Below are 19,092 nucleotides of genomic sequence, written 5' to 3' on the forward strand. Positions count from 1 at the left end.
TGAGATATACTATCAAAAGATCCCCGACTTCCTCAAAAAGTCGGGGGTCTAAATCTGTTAGTATGCTAAATTAAATGCAGCATCTAAACTATTTATCAATTATCAAAACAATGCTATTAAATAATCGTTATCAAGTTATCCGCACTCTAGGATCTGGTGGTTTTGGGGAAACCTTTCTCGCTAAAGATGTAAATATGCCTTCAGAGCGTTTATGTGTAGTTAAACAATTAAAACCAATTCAAAATAATCCGCAAATTTACCAATTAGTACAAGAAAGATTCCAGCGAGAAGCAGCAATTTTAGAAGCACTTGGTGGTGCATCTGAACAAATTCCCAGTCTATACGCTTATTTCATTGATGGGGGACAATTTTATTTAGTACAAGAGTGGATAGAGGGGGATACTTTAACAGGAAAAATCGAAAAACAAGGGTTATTTACTAACAGTGCAGTGGAAGAATTACTAATTAATATACTGCCAGTTTTAGATTATGTTCACTCAAAACATATTATTCATCGTGATATCAAACCTGACAATATTATTATCAGAAATCTTGATCATAAACCAGTATTAATTGATTTTGGCGCTGTGCGAGAATCTATGGGAACAGTGGTTAATTCTCAAGGAAACGCCACTAGTTCAATTATTATTGGTACTCCGGGATTTATGCCCAGCGAACAAGCAGCAGGAAGACCAGTTTATTCTAGTGATTTGTATAGTTTGGGATTAACTGCAATTTATTTACTAACAGGAAAAAGACCACAGGAATTAGATACAGATTCTCAAACTGCGGAAATAGTTTGGCGACATTTTGCTAGTAATATTAATCCTAATTTAGCAAGAGTAATTGATCAAGCGATCGCTTATCATCCTAGAGAAAGGTTTGCTTCTGCTAGGGAAATGTTGAATGCTTTACAACAGCAATTTGTGACATTACCTCCCACATCAATTAGTAATACAAAAGTTGCAGATCCTTTACCACAAACAGTTGCAGTTAGTCCAGGAAATAATTATCAAAATAATTATCAATCTGTTAATCAGAATAACAATAATATTAATAATAATAGTAATAAAGGAGGAATGATAATTCCTGCTATTATTGCTAGTGGTTTAATTGGTGCTTCTATTATTGTTAGTTCTGTGATTAACAAATCATCCCAAAATGTTGAACCTGTAAAGTCTGCAAATAACGAATTTACCTCTAATTCTAGCAATCAAGCAAATTCAATAAAAACACCTTCTGTAAATACAGATAATAACATTCCTAGTGCCAGTCCATCTCCTGAATTACAAGTAGAAAATCAAACCACAATTAACAGACCATCACCAGAAGAAGCTGTAATCAATTACTATAGTTATATTAATCAAGGTCAATATCAAACTTCTTGGAGTTTATTATCTCCTAGTTTACAAAATAATCAACGTTTACATCCAAAGGGTTATTCATCTTATATAGACTGGTGGGGTGGAAAGGTTCAAAGTGTGGATGTTAATCAAACCAGTTTATTAGAAGATACTGGAAACACCGCTATAGTTTCTACTCAGTTAAGATATGTTTTAAAAAATGGTCGCATCATCGTGAGTAGAGTAAGTTTTTATTTAGTATTTAATACAGTAAATAATCAATGGATAGTTACTAATGTTAAATAGTGTATTTCAGATCCCCGACTTCTTAAAGAAGTCGGGGATCTTTTTGCTAATACTAAAAAATATCTTTCCGCTTTTGTAAACCCAAAGTTATCAATAAATAAACCGTCGCGTGTAACAACAAAATTCCCCAATTTAAACTTAAATTTCCCCAGGTAGGATCATAAATGGGTGTCGGTTCAAAAGGCTGAGGAACTAAACTCCCATCAGGTAATTTAACCGCTTCTGGAACTAAAGCATTAACATCTAATATTGTTCCATAAGCACCAACAGACCAACGACTAATCATTAACCATGACAGAATTTTACTCACAACTCCCTCAGTTTTAAATAACACCCCTGAAAAAATAATTTGCGGTAAAATTAACAGTGGTAAAGTGCTATTTGCTTGACTACTATTTTTGACAATAGCTGATACCAATAACCCCAAACTAAAACTAGCAAATAATGTTAAAAAACTAGTGATAAATAATCCCATATTCCAAGAAATTAATGATGGGCTAGGAGATTTAAAACCCATCAGAATCATCATCACAATTAACAAAGTTTGTACTAGTGCTAAACTTGATAAAATCGTAATTTTAGAACCCAAATAAGCAAATAATCCTAAATTAACTAATCTTTCTCGTAAATAAATAGCTGACTCCTTCACTATTTCCTGTAAAGAACTAGAAAAACCTACCCATAAACCAGCACAAGTAAATACAAATAAAACCCGCAAAGCTAAAGACGCTAAACCCGCTTCTGGTTCACCATCTGCAACAAAAGGAGTTTTATCTTTCATTGCTAAAGTAATTAAACCAATACCAATGGGAGCAGTTACAAGCGATAAAAAGAGATTGATTTTATCCCTAAAAATTAATAATCCAGAACGTTGTGTTAATAAAAACCATTGTTGCCAAAATGAGACTTTTTTCTGTTGGGGAGGAATACTTGACTGTGCTTTCATCCCTGAATTTAATTGACTAGCAACATATAATTGATAATAATGAGATTGGCGAAACTTTTGCACCCACTTAATCGCTTCCTGTTCATCTTCTAACTTAATATAAATATCTGCAAAATCTTTAACTTGGAAGAAATTTAAAGCATCTTGAGGATCACCAAAATAACATAATTTACCCCCTATGCCTAAAAAGACAATTCTATCACATTCTGTAATATTTGCCGTGGCATGAGTTACTAAAATAATCGTTCTTCCTCCTTGATGAGCTAATTCTTTTAATAATTGCATCATCTGTTTATCTAAACCAGGATCAAGTCCTGAAGTTGGTTCATCCAAAAAGAATAATTTAGGATCAGCTAATAATTCCACACCAATACTTACTCGTTTTCTTTGACCACCACTAAGATCACTAATTAACGCATTACGACGATGATTCATTTTAATTGCTGTTAATGCTTGTTCCACAATTTCCTGTAAATTAATATCAGGAGGTAAACGCAATTTAGCAGCATAAGTGAGAACTTCTGCAACAGTTAATTCTCGATGAATAATATCATCTTGGGGAACATAACCAATTTGATTCCGATACAAATTAAAGTTTTTTTCTAAATCTTCCCCATTCAAATAAACCATACCTTGAGTAATTTTTTCAATGCCTAAAAGCGTCCGCATTAAAGTAGATTTTCCAGCACCACTTCCTCCCACTAAAGCCACAAATTGTCCCGGTTCAATAGCAAAAGATAAATCATCTATTCTCACTTTACCATTAGTTGTTAAAATCAAATTTTGTGCTTCTAATCTAATGTGAGTACCTTGATCTAAAATCTCTAAATTGTCATCACGTATAACTAAGGTATACGGTCCAATTCTAATTTTTGCCCCATTATTTAAAATTGCCTTACCTTTGACTTGTTGACCATCAATAAAAACCCCATTAGTGCTATAATCTTGTAATACATAACGTCCCCTATTATCACTATCAATAGTGGCATGACGACGGGAAATTGTCGGAGCATCTAAACATAAATTTGCTGTAGGATCTCGTCCAATTAAAACAGATTTTTGTTTTAAAGAAACACTCTTTTTAGTTGGTATGGAAATACCCTGAATATTATTAGGATTAATGTATCTAATAACAATTAATTTATGAGGATTTTGAGAAATTTGAACTTCTGTGCCATTGGTTAATAAATAACCTTGAGTAGCAGTAATTAAAGAATGATTAACATATAATTTATTACTACTAGGTTTTTGACCATCTCCATCATAAATGCGATATTCTGTACCTTCTTGACGCAATACAGCTTGAATACGAGAAACCAAATTCCAATCTTGGGGAGTAACTAAATCAGCAGCACTAGGATCCCGTCCTAAAGTGTGTTGAGGTTTATGCAAATTTAACTGTAAAATTTTACCTTGATTATTTAATTCAAGATAAGGATTACTGTTTAAAATAGTAGGATGCTGTGCTGGTTGGTATGACATAGACTAGTTGTGATATTGGTTGTGAGAAAAATTAACCTAACTTTTGATATTTTTGATGAATATGATGAATATTTGGAAATATTCTACATCCGAAAAGGTGATTAAATCAAATCAACTATACAAATTTATACAAATTGTCAGAAATAAAAATGATAAGTTATATTAATCTTTGATTAATTACCCCACTATGTTTAAACCCATAATTTTATTGCTGATTTCTAATATTTTCATGACATTTGCTTGGTACGGACATTTAAAAGATTTACGTTCCGCGCCAATTTGGGTAGCAATTATTACAAGTTGGGCAATAGCTCTTTTAGAATACTGCTTTCAAGTACCTGCAAACCGTATAGGTTCTCAATATTTTAGTTTACCGCAATTAAAGGTTTTACAAGAGATTATTACTATGCTTGTATTTGCTGGGTTTAGTGTCTGGTATATGAAAATACCTGTTACTCGTAATTATTTCTTAGCAGCAATGTTACTTTCTGGTGCAGCTTATCTCATCTTTACTGATAGGAGATAGAAATAATACTATAAAATATCTGATTTGTCAAATGTGCTTTTTTTGTTGTTATAAAACTTAATAATTGTTTTGTGAAATTTATGGGAAAAACCCCTTTTTACGGGGAAAATCTCCTGGCTATTTTTTCCATACTCTATTTCTCAAATGCTTATGAATAATGACTTTCAGAATTATCTATGCAGCAGGTTGATAAATTGACAATAATAACCCATTCTAAAAATTTTGCTAAATTATACCAAATCGCTGAAAGTATTGCAAGATCGTTAATAAATAGAAATTCTTCTCAATAAGAGATTAAGATAAATTTAAGGGAAGGTTAATAAAAATATTTGTAAATATTTGTAAATTATAAATTTTAAAAGTATTTCTAATATTAGATAATTTTTACTTATCAGTAATCTATAAATAAGGTACAAGAAGTCAGAGTTAAAGTGGATAATTCTGTACTTCTTGACATGGGAAAAGGCTATAATAACAAGCAAAATATTAGGAGAATGATATTCTCTACCATTTTAAAAATGCTTCTTCTATACCTCTTTCTCTTCTAATTTTTCCATCAACTTCAAACCAAGTAATGATTTGTTTTGCTGTCAATTCTTCAATAGAAACATCATATTCTTTGGCAATATGTTGTAAAATCCGTAAGGAGGAAATGGTTAATCTGGTTAAGAATTTTTCAGGGGAAGATAATAAAGCTGCGTCAACTTGTGCAGATTCATCAGGGGTTAAAAATTCGGTGGAGGATTGATTGGGTATAATATCCATAAGGTTTAAAAGTGTGTTTATTGTAAGTTGTGTTTATGATATTAAATCATATTATGGTAATTGTTGAGTTATGAGGATTATTTTTTCTCACGCAGAGACGCGGAGGACGCAGAGTTTTATTTTTATAGGGAAGATATATCGCATTACCTTTAATTAAATGTTCTATAGATACTTTTTTTTAATATTTTTTCTAAAGCTGTTCTATTTTATTTTGTAACTCAATTAAATCAGGATATTGATAAATATCAATATTATTAATTGCCCATTTTTCGGAAAATTGATCCATAGAAATATATGATTTATATGGTCTTTTTTTATCTTCACTAATTTTGTGCATTGCTTTGTAAATATCTTTACCATTAAACCAAACTAAATACTGCTTTTGTTGCCAAAATTCCTGTTGATGAAAAAGCTGTAAATACTGTTCCAGCGTCTCTTCAAACTTATCTATTGTCACTTCCGCAACTGCATTTTTAAAGTCATTAATTAAAGATAAAGCCTGACTTTTACAATCAGATAAACTCAGAGAATTTGGAATTGTATCTTTAGTCCATTGTGTTATTAAATGTTTTCTACTAGCACTAAGTTGACATAAATTACCTAAAGCCCATCGCACAGCTTGATAATCTTGTAAAATAATTGCAGCGTCTTCTATCCATTTTACTCCTCTATAATTCTGATAGATGATTCAGGTACTAATTGCGCTACATAATCAGAATGAGTTGTAATAATAAACTGATTATTTTTACCTAATTTGGGTAAATTTCTGAGTAAAGCCTGTTGCATTGGTGGATGTAAATGTAATTCTATTTCATCAATTAAAATCACTGAATTATGAATATTCCAATTCATAAAATCCAGAAGTATAGGAAATGTAGCACGTTCTCCTCCAGACATTTCAGAAAATTCATAGTGAGTTTTATTTCTACTGTTGTAAAGATAAAACCAAGGTTCAGTAAGAAGATCATCAATATTATCTCGCATTTCTAAACCTGCAAATTCACGTCCTGGAAAAACAGTTTGATAAATTCTGGCTATTTCTGCGTATAAATCTTTTGCTTCTGGACGAAAACTTTTACCATTTTTTCTATATTTCTCATGAATCATTTGCCATTTTGCTAGGCGATCGCGTAAAATATCTTCTGTAATTTCTAATTGATTTTTTGGATCTTCAGGAGTTAAACTGGTTGCTGTTCTTTGTTCTGTGTACCAAAAAACTGTTCCCACTTTTTCAAACACTGAAAATCCTTCTGAACGAGATAATTGTTTAGCATATTCTCGTCCTTTAAATTGAAACAATTCTGCTGCACTATTAGCTGTAACATTCTCACTTTGCCATTTTAAAGTAACAAAATGTTGTTGAGCAGGAGGAACTGGTAAATCGCGTCCCATTTCTTGTAATTTTTGGTGAAATTCGCTGATAGCTTGCAGTTCTGATTTAGAAAATTGTACATTAATAGTAACATTGGTGGGAGAACCACGCCAATTACTACCTAATAATTGATAGTTAAATCCTGGCCAATCTAAATCAGCAGGTTTGTTTAATCTTTTGGTAGCTGTACCTAGTGTGGATGCAATAGCTTGTAAAATGCTGGTTTTTCCTGCACCATTTACACCGATGAGAACTATTAAATCCTCTGCTAAACCAGTTTCAGGATCAGTAAAATCTAATTCTTGATCTCGAAATTTTTTAAAATGTTTGAGTTTAATGTTTTGAACTTTCATAATAATTTACTTTTTTCTCCTCTCTTCAATATATAGTGATTTTAAAAGAAGTTGGGGATCTAAATTACAGGTTTAGCGATTTGTAAATATTGGGAAGATTTGATAAATTAACCAGCCTAAAAATATACCTAACCAAGATGTGCAAAGTATCATTATTTCTTGATGCCATTTTTTGAAAGACTTGCTTAACTCTTCATGAATAGCAACATAAACAAAGGAAATTAAAAGATGAATAATAACAAATCCAATGTATACAAAAGCAGAAACCCAACTATAAAAAAGCCCTAGTAGTCCAGCACATAATAAAAATATAAATATACACAAATTTGATGGCCAACTCCAAGTTACATAAGGTGTAATTAAAAAGAGGGAGAAGCTATTTAATATCATACCAACCATAATATTTTCCGAAATAACACGAGTATTGTGCAAAACCGTATAAATTTTAAAAAATATAGCAAGGACTTAAATTTAATTTACCAAGTCTAAAATCCTGATCTTCTAACTTAATTTCATAATCTCGTCCGGGTTTACTAGTAATGGGACAAATTATAATATTATTATTGTCCGATTCAGTTATAACTAAAGCTGGACGTTTCTTAGTGGTAGATGTATCAGAAAAAGGAAAAGGAACAGATATCACATCACCTTTAATTAAATGTTCTATAGATCCTTCCATGCTTCGTCTTCCTCTGGATTAAGCCAAATTTTATTTAATGATGATTCACTCATTTCTAAAAAATTTTTAACTAATATTTTATCATCATCTATATCAACAGTTTGTAAATTTGTAACTACTTCTAATGGCAGTCCAGTTAGTTTGACGATAAAATCTAAATCAATACCTTCTCGTAACATATTTACAGCAACTTGGGTTAAACCTTGCTGTAAACCTTGTTCCCATGCTTCTTGTAATGTTGTCACTGGAATTGATAGGTTGTTCATATTCCTTGTATTTATGTAGTTATATTTTGGTAACTCGATTATATTGTATCATAAGAGCATAAGAAATTCAAGGGTTTAACGATGTCCAAATATGGGGAATAATTGATAAATTAGCCAGCCTAAAAATAAGCCTAATGAAGATACACCCATTAGAACTAAAAATTTATAATCTTTGCTAGGATATTGGCTTAAATGCTTATGGATTTGACGATAAATGTTGACCAAATAAAGTTGAATAATGAAAAATATGACAATACATAAAGATACAACAGTATAAGATATAGTATAATTAGCGATCAAGGACGAACAAATTATAAAAGTAAAGCCCACAGCTACAGGTAAAGTTGAAGCAAGTACCAAAGGTAAAGGCAAAGTTGAAGCTAAAGCTATAATTAAATTAGTAAAGGAAGTAGTAAAGAAAGCAAAGCCTAAATTTTGATGAACAATATAATCATAATTTGAATGATGATATAGTAAAAAAACTATCGTCAAATGTAAGCTCATGAATTTTAACCAAACTGAAGGAATATTCTTACTATTTAACTTAACATCAGGAGAATTATTAGCACCTACAATAACAGGAAATGTTTTCTCAGTCCTAATTGTTTGATGTTCTATTTTTTGACTAACCTGATAAACCTGATTACTAACATCAGGTAATAACTTTAACCATTCTCTCATAGATTGCGGACGATTTTCCGCTTCTAAATTCATACCTTTAAGTATTGCCCGATTCAACTCATTACTAATACCAACAACATATTTATTAGGAGAAATTAACGGCTTATTATATAATTTTCTATCCAGCGAACTTTCAGGACGTTTACCTGTAACTGCATAATATAAAGAAGCAGCAAGAGTATAAACATCAATCGTTACTTGTCTATTATACCAGCAGTTACTAAATGTCCTAGTTCTCCTTGGGAAATGAGACTGGGAAAATCTAACCTATCTCCTAATTTAATTAAACTACTGTTACCTTTATTACTTTCTTGGGTATCTCTAAAACAGAATACTACATCTCCTAAAGCCTCATCTGGTAAAGCATCCATTAACGCAGGATTATGGGTAGAAAGTAATACCCTTAATTTACGTTTCTCCGCAATTTCTCTGATATTACTCAGTAGATGTTTAGCGCGGTTGGGATGAACTCCATTATCAATCTCTTCAATCACTACTAAACTACCTTCGGTGGCTGATAACATAGCAGCAGCGATCGCTAATACTCTTAAAGTACCATCTGATAGTAACGCAGCTTCACAGTAACGATGTTGATCTCCAAAAGTTTCTCCCAGTTTGACCATCACTTCATCCCTTGGACCAAGGAGAAAATCTAGCCCATCTATGGCTTGTTCTGGTAGGCTTTGAATAAAATTTAAGATAATATCTTGATTTGTTGGTTGATCATGCCACAAACGATATAAAACACTGGAAAGATTTGTACCATTTTCCTGTAATTTTTTTTCTGATTTAAAGCTGTATTCACGCATCTTTGCAGGAACAGGATCTAAAAACAAGATGTTATTTAACACCCTTTGGTATTCTTGTACAATCTCAGGTATTTTATTTTGTGATGTTTCATATTTACTATCAAAGCGTGCAGGGCTATCTAGTGGTACAAATATAGTCATTTGGTCATTACAAGTAATTTTGGGCTTATTTTTACCCCTAGTAAAGTTATTATAATTTACACTAACATCTGTATTTATGCCTTGGGATGGTTGTTCTGATTCATACAAAGGTACAGTATTATTAGCATCAATAATTTTTTCCCCAATAATGTGTAATTCTCCATCTCTGATATTGAGAGTAATGTTTAATTCATTCTATTCCGGTATATCTAATTTACAACCCAAAGTAAAATTTGATTCACCCTGATAACATAAATCATTGATGCGACCGCGTATTAATCCTTCTGTGTTATTTATTTCATATTGAATGCTAGAGAGTTTATGTCCTTGTGCTAACCATGATAAAAGACGTAATCCTTCTATAGCATTACTTTTACCTGCTGCATTAGCTCCTATGAGTACAGTTAATGGACCCAATGGTAAACTACTAGTTTTGTAACTTTTGAAATTGCTCAGGTGAAATTCCGTTAACATATAGTTTTATTTTCTGATTATCCTGTGGTTTTAAACTTACTTATTCCCACAAAGCAGCAGGATGGAAATTGTTTTTGAATGGGTATATAAGCTACAAATATACCTAACTTTTCTCCACCAAATAACCACAACGATGTTCCCCATTAATCAACCAATGAGTCCTTTCCACCTTACAATCAGGTAAAATAGCCGCAAACATTTCTAACTCCAAACCACACACACTAGGAAACGACTCCGCCACATTAGAAATAGCACAAGTATGTTCCATAAAAATATATTTCTCAACCAACTTTTCACCATTATTAATATTATTATCTACTGGATGAAACTCCGCCATAAAACCCTCAGACTTTCGCAACTCCACCAAATTTTCTACCCTTTCCCGCAAACAACCAGTACCCACCTTTGCGCGATATTCCAACGCTTTACGCTCCCACTGCTTTTGTAAAATCGTCTTAACCTGCTCACTTCCCACAGTTTCCGCTAAAGTGTCTAGTAGCGAAACCGCAAAATCTCCATAACTATCACTTAAACCGGTGACATTCTTCTGTAATTGCTTCCTTCCTCGCTGACTTAGTTGATAAAGATGTTGCGGCCGACCCATACCAGGATTTTCTGGTATCAAATATATCACTAAATCATCCGCTTCCAAATCCTTCAAATGACGACGAATAGCCTGGGGGCTAACATCTAACACATCCGCAAGTTCCAAAGCCGTAGCTTGTACTTGTTTTAATAAATACTCTAAAATATCCTGCTTGGTGGAGGACTGCTGGGTAGTAGCCATGTTCGTCCTAATACTTTCTAACAAAGTTCCAAAAAATTTCCGAAAAATTTGACTTAAACAACATAGTTGTTGCTAATCTAGCGTACAATGAAAAAATAGATTAAACAACAACCGAGTTGCTTTAGTCTTTTCCACTATTTTAGCAGCATTGTGAGAAATCGCTCACAACAACGGGAAAAAGCTGAACCTATTCCGTTGCCTATCCTTGAAAGAGAACACTAGAGAACACACAAACCGATGAGCGCATCTGTTAAAACCTTAGTTAACCAACCTTACAAATACGGTTTTGTCACTGATATCGAAACCGATACTATCCCCCGTGGACTAAATGAAGACGTTATTCGCCTAATTTCTGCGAAGAAAAACGAACCAGAATTTATGTTAGAGTACCGTCTTCGTGCTTATCATCAATGGCTGAAAATGACAGAACCAACTTGGCCTCATGTCAATTATCCGCCAATTAATTATCAAGATATCATTTATTATTCTGCACCAAAACAAAAGAAAGAAAAACTCAAAAGTTTAGATGAAGTTGACCCTACTTTATTGGAAACCTTCGAGAAATTAGGTATTCCTTTAAATGAACAAAAGCGATTAAGTAATGTTGCTGTTGATGCGATTTTTGATAGCGTTTCTGTAGCCACTACATTTAAAGAAAAACTCGCTAAAGATGGCGTAGTTTTCTGCTCTTTTTCTGAAGCATTACAAGAATATCCAGAACTTATTAAAAAATATTTGGGTAGCGTAGTTCCTATTGCTGATAATTATTTTGCTGCTTTAAATGCAGCTGTATTTAGTGATGGTTCTTTCGTTTATATTCCCAAGGGCTTAAAATGTCCCATGGAATTGTCCACCTATTTCCGCATTAATACCGGAGAAACAGGACAATTTGAAAGGACATTAATTGTGGCCGATGAAGGTAGTTATGTTTCTTATTTAGAAGGTTGTACTGCACCCATGTACGACACCAATCAATTACACGCTGCTGTGGTAGAATTGGTGGCTTTAGATAATGCGGAAATTAAATATTCCACTGTGCAAAATTGGTACGCTGGTGATGAAAATGGTAAAGGTGGAATTTACAATTTCGTAACTAAGCGGGGTTTATGTCAAGGTGTCAATTCTAAAATTTCTTGGACTCAAGTAGAAACTGGTTCAGCTATTACTTGGAAATATCCCAGTTGTGTGTTAGTTGGTGATAATTCTGTGGGTGAATTTTACTCCGTTGCATTAACAAATCATAAGCAACAAGCTGATACTGGAACTAAGATGATTCACGTTGGTAAAAATACCCGCAGTACCATCATTTCTAAAGGTATTTCTGCTGGTAATTCTAGTAATAGTTATCGCGGTTTGGTGAAAATTAATCCCACAGCAAAAGGCGCGAGAAATTACTCTCAATGTGATTCTATGTTAATAGGAGATAATGCTCAAGCTAATACTTTTCCTTATATTCAAGTTCAAAATAATACTGGAAAGGTTGAACATGAAGCATCTACTTCTAAAATTGGTGAGGATCAATTGTTCTTTTTTGCTCAACGTGGTATTTCTTCAGAAGATGCTATTTCTATGATGATTAGTGGTTTCTGTAAGGATGTTTTTAATCAGTTACCTATGGAATTTGCTGTGGAAGCTGATAAGTTGTTGAGTTTGAAGTTGGAAGGTAGTGTTGGGTAAGGAAGTTTCGCGCAAAGTCGCAAAGAAGCAAAGACGCAAAGAAAGAGAGGAAGAGAAGATGATTGTTGAGAATAGTGATTTGATTTTGTCGGTGAAGAATTTGACGGCTGATGTTGATGGAACTCAAATTTTAAAGGGTTTAAATTTGCAGGTTCGCGCTGGTGAAATTCATGCGATTATGGGTCCTAATGGTTCTGGTAAGAGTACGTTTTCTAAGGTTTTAGCTGGACATCCTGCTTATTCTGTGACTGGTGGCGAAATTATTTTCCAAGGTGAAAATTTACTGGAAATGGAAGCGGAAGAAAGGGCTAGAAGTGGTGTGTTTTTGGCTTTTCAATATCCTTTGGAAATTCCTGGGGTGAGTAATTTGGACTTTTTAAGGGTTGCTTATAATTCTCGTCAGAAAGCTAGGGGTTTGGAGGAAGTTGACGCTTTCGATTTTGATGATTTGGTTGAGAAAAAGTTGGAAGTTGTAAAAATGAATTCTTCTTTTCTTGGCCGCAGTGTGAATGAGGGTTTTTCTGGTGGTGAAAAGAAGCGCAATGAAATTTTACAAATGGCTATTTTAGAACCTACTTTAGCTATTTTGGATGAAACTGATTCGGGTTTGGATATTGATGCTTTGAAAATTGTGGCTAATGGTGTTAATCAATTAACTAATGAAAACAATGCCACAATTATGATTACTCATTATCAACGTCTACTTGATTATATTGTCCCTGATTTTGTCCATGTTATGGCTAAGGGACAAATTATTAAGAGTGGTGGTAAGGAGTTGGCACTACAGTTAGAATCTCGTGGTTATGATTGGGTTTTAGAAGAAGTTTTAGGAGTGGCTGTATAATGACTATTCCTATCAATGTAGAAATGTTAAATGAAGCTAATCTCTTGTTAGATAGAGATGCATTTTTGACTGGTTTATTAAGTCAGGTAACTACCAATAAAAATGATAGTTCGTTACAAAATTTGCGGGATGGTGCTATTAGTTGGGTTCGCCATTCTGTCATTCCCAATACCCGCGATGAAGAATGGCGTTTTACTGATTTGTCTCCTTTAAAGAAGGTAACATTCAAGAATGTAGGGACAATTGATGAATTGTCCCTACAAGATGATTTTGTTTTACCTGATGTTGGACATCGTTTAGTTTTTATTAATGGTGTTTTTGCTGCTAGTTTATCGGAAGTTTCTAATTTACCTACTGGGGTGAAAATTGGTAATTTGGATGTTTTACCTACTCAAGTGGCTCAGGAATATTTAGCCCAAGCTGAGGGGGAAAAGGAAGTTTTTACCGCTCTCAATACTGCTGGTTTAAATGATGTGGCTGTGGTATGGGTTGGTAAAAATGTGATAGTGGAAAATCCCATTCATCTATTATTTATTTCCGTTTCTGCTAATGCTGCTACTATTTCTCAACCTCGTTGTTTGGTAATAGCTGAATCTAATTCTCAGGTAACTTTAATTGAGGAGTATGTAGCGTCTTCTGCACAAGAAGTTTATCTGAAAAATAGCGTTACTGAAGTTTGGGTAAATGAAAATGCTCAAGTACATCATTCTCGCGTTGTTTTAGAAAGTGATGCTGGTTTTCATATTGGTAAAACTGCTGTAACTCAAGCTCGATATAGTCGTTATAGCTGTAATTCTGTAACTATTGGTGGTAAGATTTCTCGTCACAATTTGGAGATTTTACAAACTGGTGAACAAACTGAAACTACTTTAAATGGTTTGACGGTTATCGCTGATAAACAATTGGCTGATACTCACAGTGCTTTATCTTTAAATCATCCTTATGGTGTGAGTAAACAATTGCATAAATGCATTATAAGCGATCGCGCACATGGTGTATTTAATGGTAAAATATTCGTCCCTAAACCTGCACAATTAACGGATGCTGCCCAATTAAATCGCAATTTATTGTTATCATCTAAATCGAGAATTGATACTAAACCTCAATTAGAAATTACTGCTGATAATGTTAAATGTGCTCATGGTGCTACGGTAAGTCAATTGGAAGATGATGAAATCTTTTATTTACAAAGTCGTGGTATTGATGAACATAATGCACGCAAGTTATTAGTTAATGCTTTCGCATCGGAAATTATTAACTTTATTCCTGTTGCTTCTTTGCGAGATAAACTATTAAATAAAGTTGTTAGTCTCACAGATAAATAAGGTTGAATTTTTCCTGTAATTAAAGTAGTGCAAGCATCCTGCTTGCATTCCTTATCTGAACTACGAATTTTCAAAATTTCGCGCTAAAGCGCAACTACTTGATTTATTAATTATGACTTTGACTTCTACTAAATCTCTTGCTGATATCGTCCGTTCTGATTTCCCTATTTTACATCAGGAAGTTCACGGTAAACCGTTAGTTTATCTCGATAATGCTGCTACTTCTCAAAAGCCTTTATCTGTATTAAATGCTTGGCGTGATTATTATGAACAATATAACTCAAATGTTCATCGCGGCGCACATTTTTTAAGTGCAAAAGCTACTGATGCTTATGAAGCTGCACGAGATAAAATCGCTAAGTTTATTAATGCTAATTCTCGTCAGGAAATTGTTTACACTCGCAACGCTTCTGAAGCTATTAATTTAGTGGCTTATAGTTGGGGTATGAATAATTTACAAGCAGGAGATGAAATTATCCTGTCTGTAATGGAACATCATAGTAATATTGTTCCTTGGCAGTTTGTGGCTAAAAAAACTGGCGCAGTTTTAAAATTCGTTGAATTAACTCCTGATGAAACTTTTGATTTAGAACAGTTCAAAAAACTGATTTCTCATCAAACAAAGTTAGTTTCCATTGTGCATATTTCTAATACTTTGGGTTGCATTAACCCAGTTAAAGAAATAGCAGAAATTGCCCATGAATATGGCGCTAAATTTTTATTGGATGCTTGTCAAAGTGTTCCCCATACTCCTATTGATGTTCAAGCATTAAATTGTGATTGGTTGGTGGCTTCTGGCCATAAAATGTGCGCTCCTACTGGCATCGGTTTTCTATATGGTAAGTTACAATTACTAGAGGAAATGCCCCCATTTTTGGGCGGTGGAGAAATGATTTCTGAAGTGTATTTAGATCATTCCACTTATGCTGAATTACCCCATAAATTTGAAGCCGGTACTCCCGCAATTGGCGAAGCGATCGCTCTTGGTGCCGCTATAGATTATCTTACTAATATAGGTATGGATCAAATTCATGCCTATGAAGCCCAATTAACAGCTTATTTATTCGAGCAATTAACCCAAATACCTCAAATTAGAATCTACGGACCCAAACCCGATGCTCATGGCGAAGGTAGAGCCGCTTTAGCAGCTTTTACAGCCCAGGGTGTTCATGCTAATGATTTAGCAACTTTGTTAGATCAAGAAGGTGTAGCTATCCGCTCTGGCCATCATTGTACCCAACCTTTACACCGTTATTTAGGGTTAGCAGGAACAGCAAGAGTTAGTCTATCTTTTTACAATAATCATGCGGAAATTGATGTGTTTATTAATGCTTTAAAAGATACTCTGGACTTCTTTGCTAGTGTTTTTGATGACTAAAAAAATCAATATTCCACAACAAGATCCCCCACTTCTTGAACAAGTTGGGGATGTTTCAATTTTTCTCCTAAGTACCAATATTAGTAGGCACTACAGCATGAACATTACTTGCCAAACCTAATATAAATCCCATAGCAACACTCGAAGCAAAAATTATCAACATGACGATAAAAAGTTGACGTTTAAGTTTCCTATGAGATGATTTATGCTGTGATAATTTGGGCATATATTTACTTACCATTAATTAATCTTGCGTAATTCCTATTCAGATCAGATATGGCTTAGGCCACGCTTGGCTATCAGCAAACCCTAATTAAATCTATCAAAATTATCATTACTGTTACCAAATATACTTTTTATTATTAATTTTCATGAAATAATCTAGGACTAAATCAAACTAATGTGTTTAAAGTCACAGTCAAAATAGAATAAAATAATCAAGATTTTCTTCACATTCTCCTATACTATAAACGGAGATTTTGTACTACTTGCTTCTCATGAAACGCTCGCTAGATTTAACCACATTAGGATAATCACGAGGTATGAAAATGACTTGCAGTAAAAGCATTAACATTCAAAAATTAGAATCCATGAAAGTCGGAATGGTTTCTTTCTACTCTTTAGCTAATAGTAATCAAACTACTCTAGTACATATTGCTGGTAATTTCATAGATAATATGTTTGTCCATAGACATCAAACAGATCAATTATTAGTAGTAAAAGGACAAATTTTAATAACTAGTTTACACAAACGTGAATATCAATATATATTTTTGAGTGAAAGAGAACCAAAAATTATTACCATTCCTCCAGGAGTATTACATGGTGCAATTAATTTAAGTGAAGAACCCTGTCTAATTGTGAATGCTGTTTTACATCATGGACAAACTAATGAAAAAGATTATCGTCCCATTAAACCTCCTTTACCTTATGATATAGATTGGGCGCAAAAATTATTTAGAGATCATAGTTTTTCTGATTCATAACAAAATTCTGGTAGTATGGGCATATTGCCTACTAAGCTGTTGTGCCTTTAACTTGAATAATTAATACAAGCAAGATGCTTGTGCTACTGTAACTTCAGGTTTTTTAATTATACAGTGAGTGCTGCACATTAGCTTAATATTGTACTTCAAGGATATTTTACCACAAAGTTCCAATATTGTTACCATAGAGGTGTGACTTTGCACAGTCAGCAACCCTTAGGTAATTGTTAGTAATTGTTAGCTTTTCAGTTAATGTTAATTAACCCTCTTTTTTTTCTTGAGATATTTTTTGCCACTTTTTGCTCTTTCTCAATCATTTGTAGCGATCGCCCCCTGAGAGGATGTTTGTAAAGATTAGAAATCGCGTCTACGCAGGTTAAAAATCCTTGGTTTTTACCTAGTCCACGCAGGTAGTCACTGAGGCTGTCGAAGTGTGGACTTTGCCTGTATAGTAGCGATAGCGCAGCGTCGCGTAGTCCTTATTATATTCTTATACTTATCTGCTATATAAAACCTAGACAAAACTAGACTTTACTTTCTACTTCAATGGGAGCATGGGAGCGGTTATCCCTCAGTAGACTTACACGCCTTAGCCAGACGCGATAAATTAATTTAATTGCGGCATTTAGATCCCTATCCATCTCAAAACCGCAGTTCTCACAGTGATAAATTCTTTCAGATAAAGAAAGATTTTCTTTTTTATATCCACAGTGAGAACAAGTTTTACTGGATGGATAAAATCTATCGGCAATTATGATTTGACAACCAAACTTTTTAGCCTTGTATTCTAGTTGACGCTTAAACTCATAAAACCCACAATCAGCTATTGCTTGGGCTAATTTATGATTTGATAACATTCCTGAAACATTCAAAGTATTATTTAATCACACTTTTAAAATTTGTTGAGCAATGGTACAGTCTTGTTGAATTTGGTTTTTTAAGGCTTCTAGAGAAGAAAATTTTTGTTCAGGACGCAGAAATTGTACTAGTTGTACTATTAATTCCTGTCTATATAAATCACCATGCCAATTGAACAAATGAACTTCTATACTTGTGTTTATACCATTAACAGTGGGACGTTTACCAATGTTCATCACACCTAATTTTTCCTGATGGGAAATATCTGATCTTTTTTGAGGAATCAGAACTTTAATGGCATAAACTCCATAATGCGGGAGAAATTTATCCTTGGGTAATTGTAGGTTAGCGGTGGGAAAACCAATAGTTCTACCTAGTTTTTGTCCTTCTACTACTATGCCATTAAGAGTATATGGTCTACCCAAAAGACGATTGGCTTTTTCAATATTGCCTGCTTCTAAATTTTCACGAATTAAAGAGGTACTGATAGGAGCATCGGGACAGACATTTAAACTGTCTGTATCTGTTTTAATAGGAACAATAGTAACTGGTATATTATATTGAGCAGCAAGTATTTTTAAATCCTGGGCTGTACCTTGACGCTTTTTACCAAAACAAAAATCTTCTCCCACACTGATTTTTTGACATTGTAGTTGTTGAATGAGAATATTATCTACAAATTCTTGGGGAGAAAGGGCAGATAATTCTCTATCAAACGGTAATAATACTAATTGTTGTACTCCTAGCGATCGCAGTGCAGCTACTTTTTCATCTAGAGGCGTTAACAAAGCACGGGGTTGACCTGTAAAAAACTCATGGGGATGAGGATCAAAAGTAACAACCGTAGAGTATAGTCGTTGCAACGTATTTGTGTATATATTAGTTTGTTGAGTTTCTTGACTGCATCCTGAGTGTAATATGGGTTGAATGACTCTTTGATGACCAAGATGAACACCATCAAACTTACCAAGGGCTACAGCAGTGGGTGTTAATAGTTCTTCGTTGGATGACGAAGCAACCCATACAGAACAACCATTTTGAGACAATTTTAACACTGGATTTGGGATTGTAGGTTTATTCAACAGCTTGTTAAG

At 33.7% G+C, this 19,092-nt stretch carries 20 protein-coding genes and 1 pseudogene; 7 read left to right on the forward strand and 14 right to left on the reverse strand.

Annotation, left to right across the window (positions count from 1 at the left end; all coding sequences use genetic code 11):
* The first annotated feature begins 110 nt into the window (after positions 1-110).
* Entirely contained in the window at positions 111-1,649 is a 1,539-nt protein-coding gene (locus H6F32_RS06725) for a serine/threonine-protein kinase (protein WP_190368564.1), read from the forward strand.
* Positions 1,650-1,701: 52 nt separating this feature from the next.
* Here H6F32_RS06725 and H6F32_RS06730 read toward each other — a convergent pair whose 3' ends face one another.
* On the reverse strand, positions 1,702-4,077 hold the full coding sequence (locus tag H6F32_RS06730) for an ATP-binding cassette domain-containing protein (protein WP_190368565.1): 2,376 nt from the start codon (positions 4,075-4,077) through the stop codon (positions 1,702-1,704).
* 187 nt (positions 4,078-4,264) lie between these two features.
* Here H6F32_RS06730 and H6F32_RS06735 point away from each other — a divergent pair, with 187 nt between their 5' ends.
* Positions 4,265-4,603, forward strand: coding sequence for a DMT family protein (locus tag H6F32_RS06735; RefSeq protein ID WP_190368566.1), 339 nt, complete (start codon positions 4,265-4,267; stop codon positions 4,601-4,603).
* A gap of 504 nt (positions 4,604-5,107) precedes the next feature.
* On the opposite strand, the gene H6F32_RS06740 is transcribed toward H6F32_RS06735, so the two are convergent.
* The 10 genes from H6F32_RS06740 to sufR form a co-directional block, all read right to left on the reverse strand.
* Positions 5,108-5,368: a hypothetical protein gene (locus tag H6F32_RS06740; protein WP_190368567.1), complete on the reverse strand. Its 261-nt coding sequence runs from the start codon at positions 5,366-5,368 to the stop codon at positions 5,108-5,110.
* Positions 5,369-5,558: 190 nt separating this feature from the next.
* On the reverse strand, positions 5,559-5,984 hold the full coding sequence (locus tag H6F32_RS06745; protein WP_190368568.1) for a hypothetical protein: 426 nt from the start codon (positions 5,982-5,984) through the stop codon (positions 5,559-5,561).
* A 44-nt stretch (positions 5,985-6,028) separates the two neighbouring features.
* Positions 6,029-7,093, reverse strand: coding sequence for an AAA family ATPase (locus tag H6F32_RS06750; protein ID WP_190368569.1), 1,065 nt, complete (start codon positions 7,091-7,093; stop codon positions 6,029-6,031).
* Between the two features lie 72 nt (positions 7,094-7,165).
* Complete coding sequence (locus H6F32_RS06755; RefSeq protein ID WP_190368570.1) at positions 7,166-7,525, reverse strand: hypothetical protein; 360 nt, start codon at positions 7,523-7,525, stop codon at positions 7,166-7,168.
* 13 nt (positions 7,526-7,538) lie between these two features.
* Entirely contained in the window at positions 7,539-7,772 is a 234-nt protein-coding gene (locus tag H6F32_RS06760; protein ID WP_242031067.1) for a type II toxin-antitoxin system PemK/MazF family toxin, read from the reverse strand.
* The gene (locus H6F32_RS06765) at positions 7,757-8,038 is read right to left on the reverse strand and encodes a hypothetical protein (protein ID WP_190368571.1); all 282 of its coding nucleotides are present in this window, start codon (positions 8,036-8,038) and stop codon (positions 7,757-7,759) included. The genes H6F32_RS06760 and H6F32_RS06765 overlap by 16 nt, the downstream gene beginning before the upstream one ends.
* Before the next feature lie 75 nt (positions 8,039-8,113).
* Positions 8,114-8,752 carry a hypothetical protein gene (locus tag H6F32_RS06770; protein WP_190368572.1) on the reverse strand — a complete coding sequence of 213 codons (639 nt, stop codon included), beginning with the start codon at positions 8,750-8,752 and terminating at the stop codon, positions 8,114-8,116.
* A gap of 161 nt (positions 8,753-8,913) precedes the next feature.
* Entirely contained in the window at positions 8,914-9,777 is an 864-nt protein-coding gene (locus H6F32_RS06775) for an AAA family ATPase (RefSeq protein ID WP_242031068.1), read from the reverse strand.
* Positions 9,778-9,864: 87 nt separating this feature from the next.
* A complete protein-coding gene (locus H6F32_RS20460; RefSeq protein ID WP_242031069.1) occupies positions 9,865-10,143 on the reverse strand; it encodes an AAA family ATPase in 279 nt (92 codons plus the stop codon).
* Between the two features lie 103 nt (positions 10,144-10,246).
* Complete coding sequence (gene sufR, locus H6F32_RS06780; protein ID WP_190368573.1) at positions 10,247-10,930, reverse strand: iron-sulfur cluster biosynthesis transcriptional regulator SufR; 684 nt, start codon at positions 10,928-10,930, stop codon at positions 10,247-10,249.
* 237 nt (positions 10,931-11,167) lie between these two features.
* Here sufR and sufB point away from each other — a divergent pair, with 237 nt between their 5' ends.
* From sufB to H6F32_RS06800, 4 genes are all read left to right on the forward strand, one after another.
* Entirely contained in the window at positions 11,168-12,607 is a 1,440-nt protein-coding gene (sufB, locus tag H6F32_RS06785) for a Fe-S cluster assembly protein SufB (protein ID WP_190368574.1), read from the forward strand.
* A 58-nt stretch (positions 12,608-12,665) separates the two neighbouring features.
* Positions 12,666-13,451, forward strand: coding sequence for a Fe-S cluster assembly ATPase SufC (gene sufC, locus H6F32_RS06790; protein ID WP_190368575.1), 786 nt, complete (start codon positions 12,666-12,668; stop codon positions 13,449-13,451).
* Positions 13,451-14,776 (forward strand): Fe-S cluster assembly protein SufD, encoded by a 1,326-nt coding sequence (gene sufD / locus H6F32_RS06795; RefSeq protein WP_190368576.1) that lies wholly within the window; start codon positions 13,451-13,453, stop codon positions 14,774-14,776. The genes sufC and sufD overlap by 1 nt, the downstream gene beginning before the upstream one ends.
* A gap of 112 nt (positions 14,777-14,888) precedes the next feature.
* Entirely contained in the window at positions 14,889-16,154 is a 1,266-nt protein-coding gene (locus tag H6F32_RS06800) for a cysteine desulfurase (RefSeq protein ID WP_190368577.1), read from the forward strand.
* 67 nt (positions 16,155-16,221) lie between these two features.
* Here the strand turns inward: H6F32_RS06800 and H6F32_RS06805 are convergent, their stop codons facing one another.
* A complete protein-coding gene (locus H6F32_RS06805; protein WP_190368578.1) occupies positions 16,222-16,380 on the reverse strand; it encodes a hypothetical protein in 159 nt (52 codons plus the stop codon).
* Between the two features lie 322 nt (positions 16,381-16,702).
* Between H6F32_RS06805 and H6F32_RS06810 the strand changes: the two genes are divergently transcribed.
* Positions 16,703-17,140, forward strand: coding sequence for a cupin (locus tag H6F32_RS06810; protein WP_190368579.1), 438 nt, complete (start codon positions 16,703-16,705; stop codon positions 17,138-17,140).
* 524 nt (positions 17,141-17,664) lie between these two features.
* Here the strand turns inward: H6F32_RS06810 and H6F32_RS06815 are convergent.
* Both H6F32_RS06815 and H6F32_RS06820 read right to left on the reverse strand, forming a co-directional pair.
* A pseudogene (locus H6F32_RS06815) lies at positions 17,665-18,012 on the reverse strand (RNA-guided endonuclease InsQ/TnpB family protein); the annotation flags it as partial.
* Positions 18,013-18,024: 12 nt separating this feature from the next.
* The gene (locus H6F32_RS06820) at positions 18,025-19,053 is read right to left on the reverse strand and encodes a bifunctional riboflavin kinase/FAD synthetase (protein ID WP_190368580.1); all 1,029 of its coding nucleotides are present in this window, start codon (positions 19,051-19,053) and stop codon (positions 18,025-18,027) included.
* Positions 19,054-19,092: the final 39 nt, after the last annotated feature.

The sequence above is a fragment of the Anabaena sp. FACHB-1237 genome (assembly GCF_014696225.1).
GTDB lineage: Bacteria > Cyanobacteriota > Cyanobacteriia > Cyanobacteriales > Nostocaceae > FACHB-1237.

Coding starts and splice junctions, on each gene's coding strand:
- sufC (WP_190368575.1), top strand. CDS start 12,666: ATGATTGTTGAGAATAGTGATTTGATTTTGTCGGTGAAGAATTTGACG.
- sufD (WP_190368576.1), top strand. CDS start 13,451: ATGACTATTCCTATCAATGTAGAAATGTTAAATGAAGCTAATCTCTTG.
- H6F32_RS06740 (WP_190368567.1), bottom strand. CDS start 5,368: ATGGATATTATACCCAATCAATCCTCCACCGAATTTTTAACCCCTGAT.
- H6F32_RS06750 (WP_190368569.1), bottom strand. CDS start 7,093: ATGAAAGTTCAAAACATTAAACTCAAACATTTTAAAAAATTTCGAGAT.
- H6F32_RS06730 (WP_190368565.1), bottom strand. CDS start 4,077: ATGTCATACCAACCAGCACAGCATCCTACTATTTTAAACAGTAATCCT.
- H6F32_RS06800 (WP_190368577.1), top strand. CDS start 14,889: ATGACTTTGACTTCTACTAAATCTCTTGCTGATATCGTCCGTTCTGAT.
- H6F32_RS06765 (WP_190368571.1), bottom strand. CDS start 8,038: ATGAACAACCTATCAATTCCAGTGACAACATTACAAGAAGCATGGGAA.
- H6F32_RS06760 (WP_242031067.1), bottom strand. CDS start 7,772: ATGGAAGGATCTATAGAACATTTAATTAAAGGTGATGTGATATCTGTT.
- H6F32_RS06770 (WP_190368572.1), bottom strand. CDS start 8,752: ATGAATTTAGAAGCGGAAAATCGTCCGCAATCTATGAGAGAATGGTTA.
- H6F32_RS06810 (WP_190368579.1), top strand. CDS start 16,703: ATGACTTGCAGTAAAAGCATTAACATTCAAAAATTAGAATCCATGAAA.
- H6F32_RS06725 (WP_190368564.1), top strand. CDS start 111: ATGCTATTAAATAATCGTTATCAAGTTATCCGCACTCTAGGATCTGGT.
- H6F32_RS20460 (WP_242031069.1), bottom strand. CDS start 10,143: ATGTTAACGGAATTTCACCTGAGCAATTTCAAAAGTTACAAAACTAGT.
- H6F32_RS06805 (WP_190368578.1), bottom strand. CDS start 16,380: ATGCCCAAATTATCACAGCATAAATCATCTCATAGGAAACTTAAACGT.
- H6F32_RS06735 (WP_190368566.1), top strand. CDS start 4,265: ATGTTTAAACCCATAATTTTATTGCTGATTTCTAATATTTTCATGACA.
- sufR (WP_190368573.1), bottom strand. CDS start 10,930: ATGGCTACTACCCAGCAGTCCTCCACCAAGCAGGATATTTTAGAGTAT.
- sufB (WP_190368574.1), top strand. CDS start 11,168: ATGAGCGCATCTGTTAAAACCTTAGTTAACCAACCTTACAAATACGGT.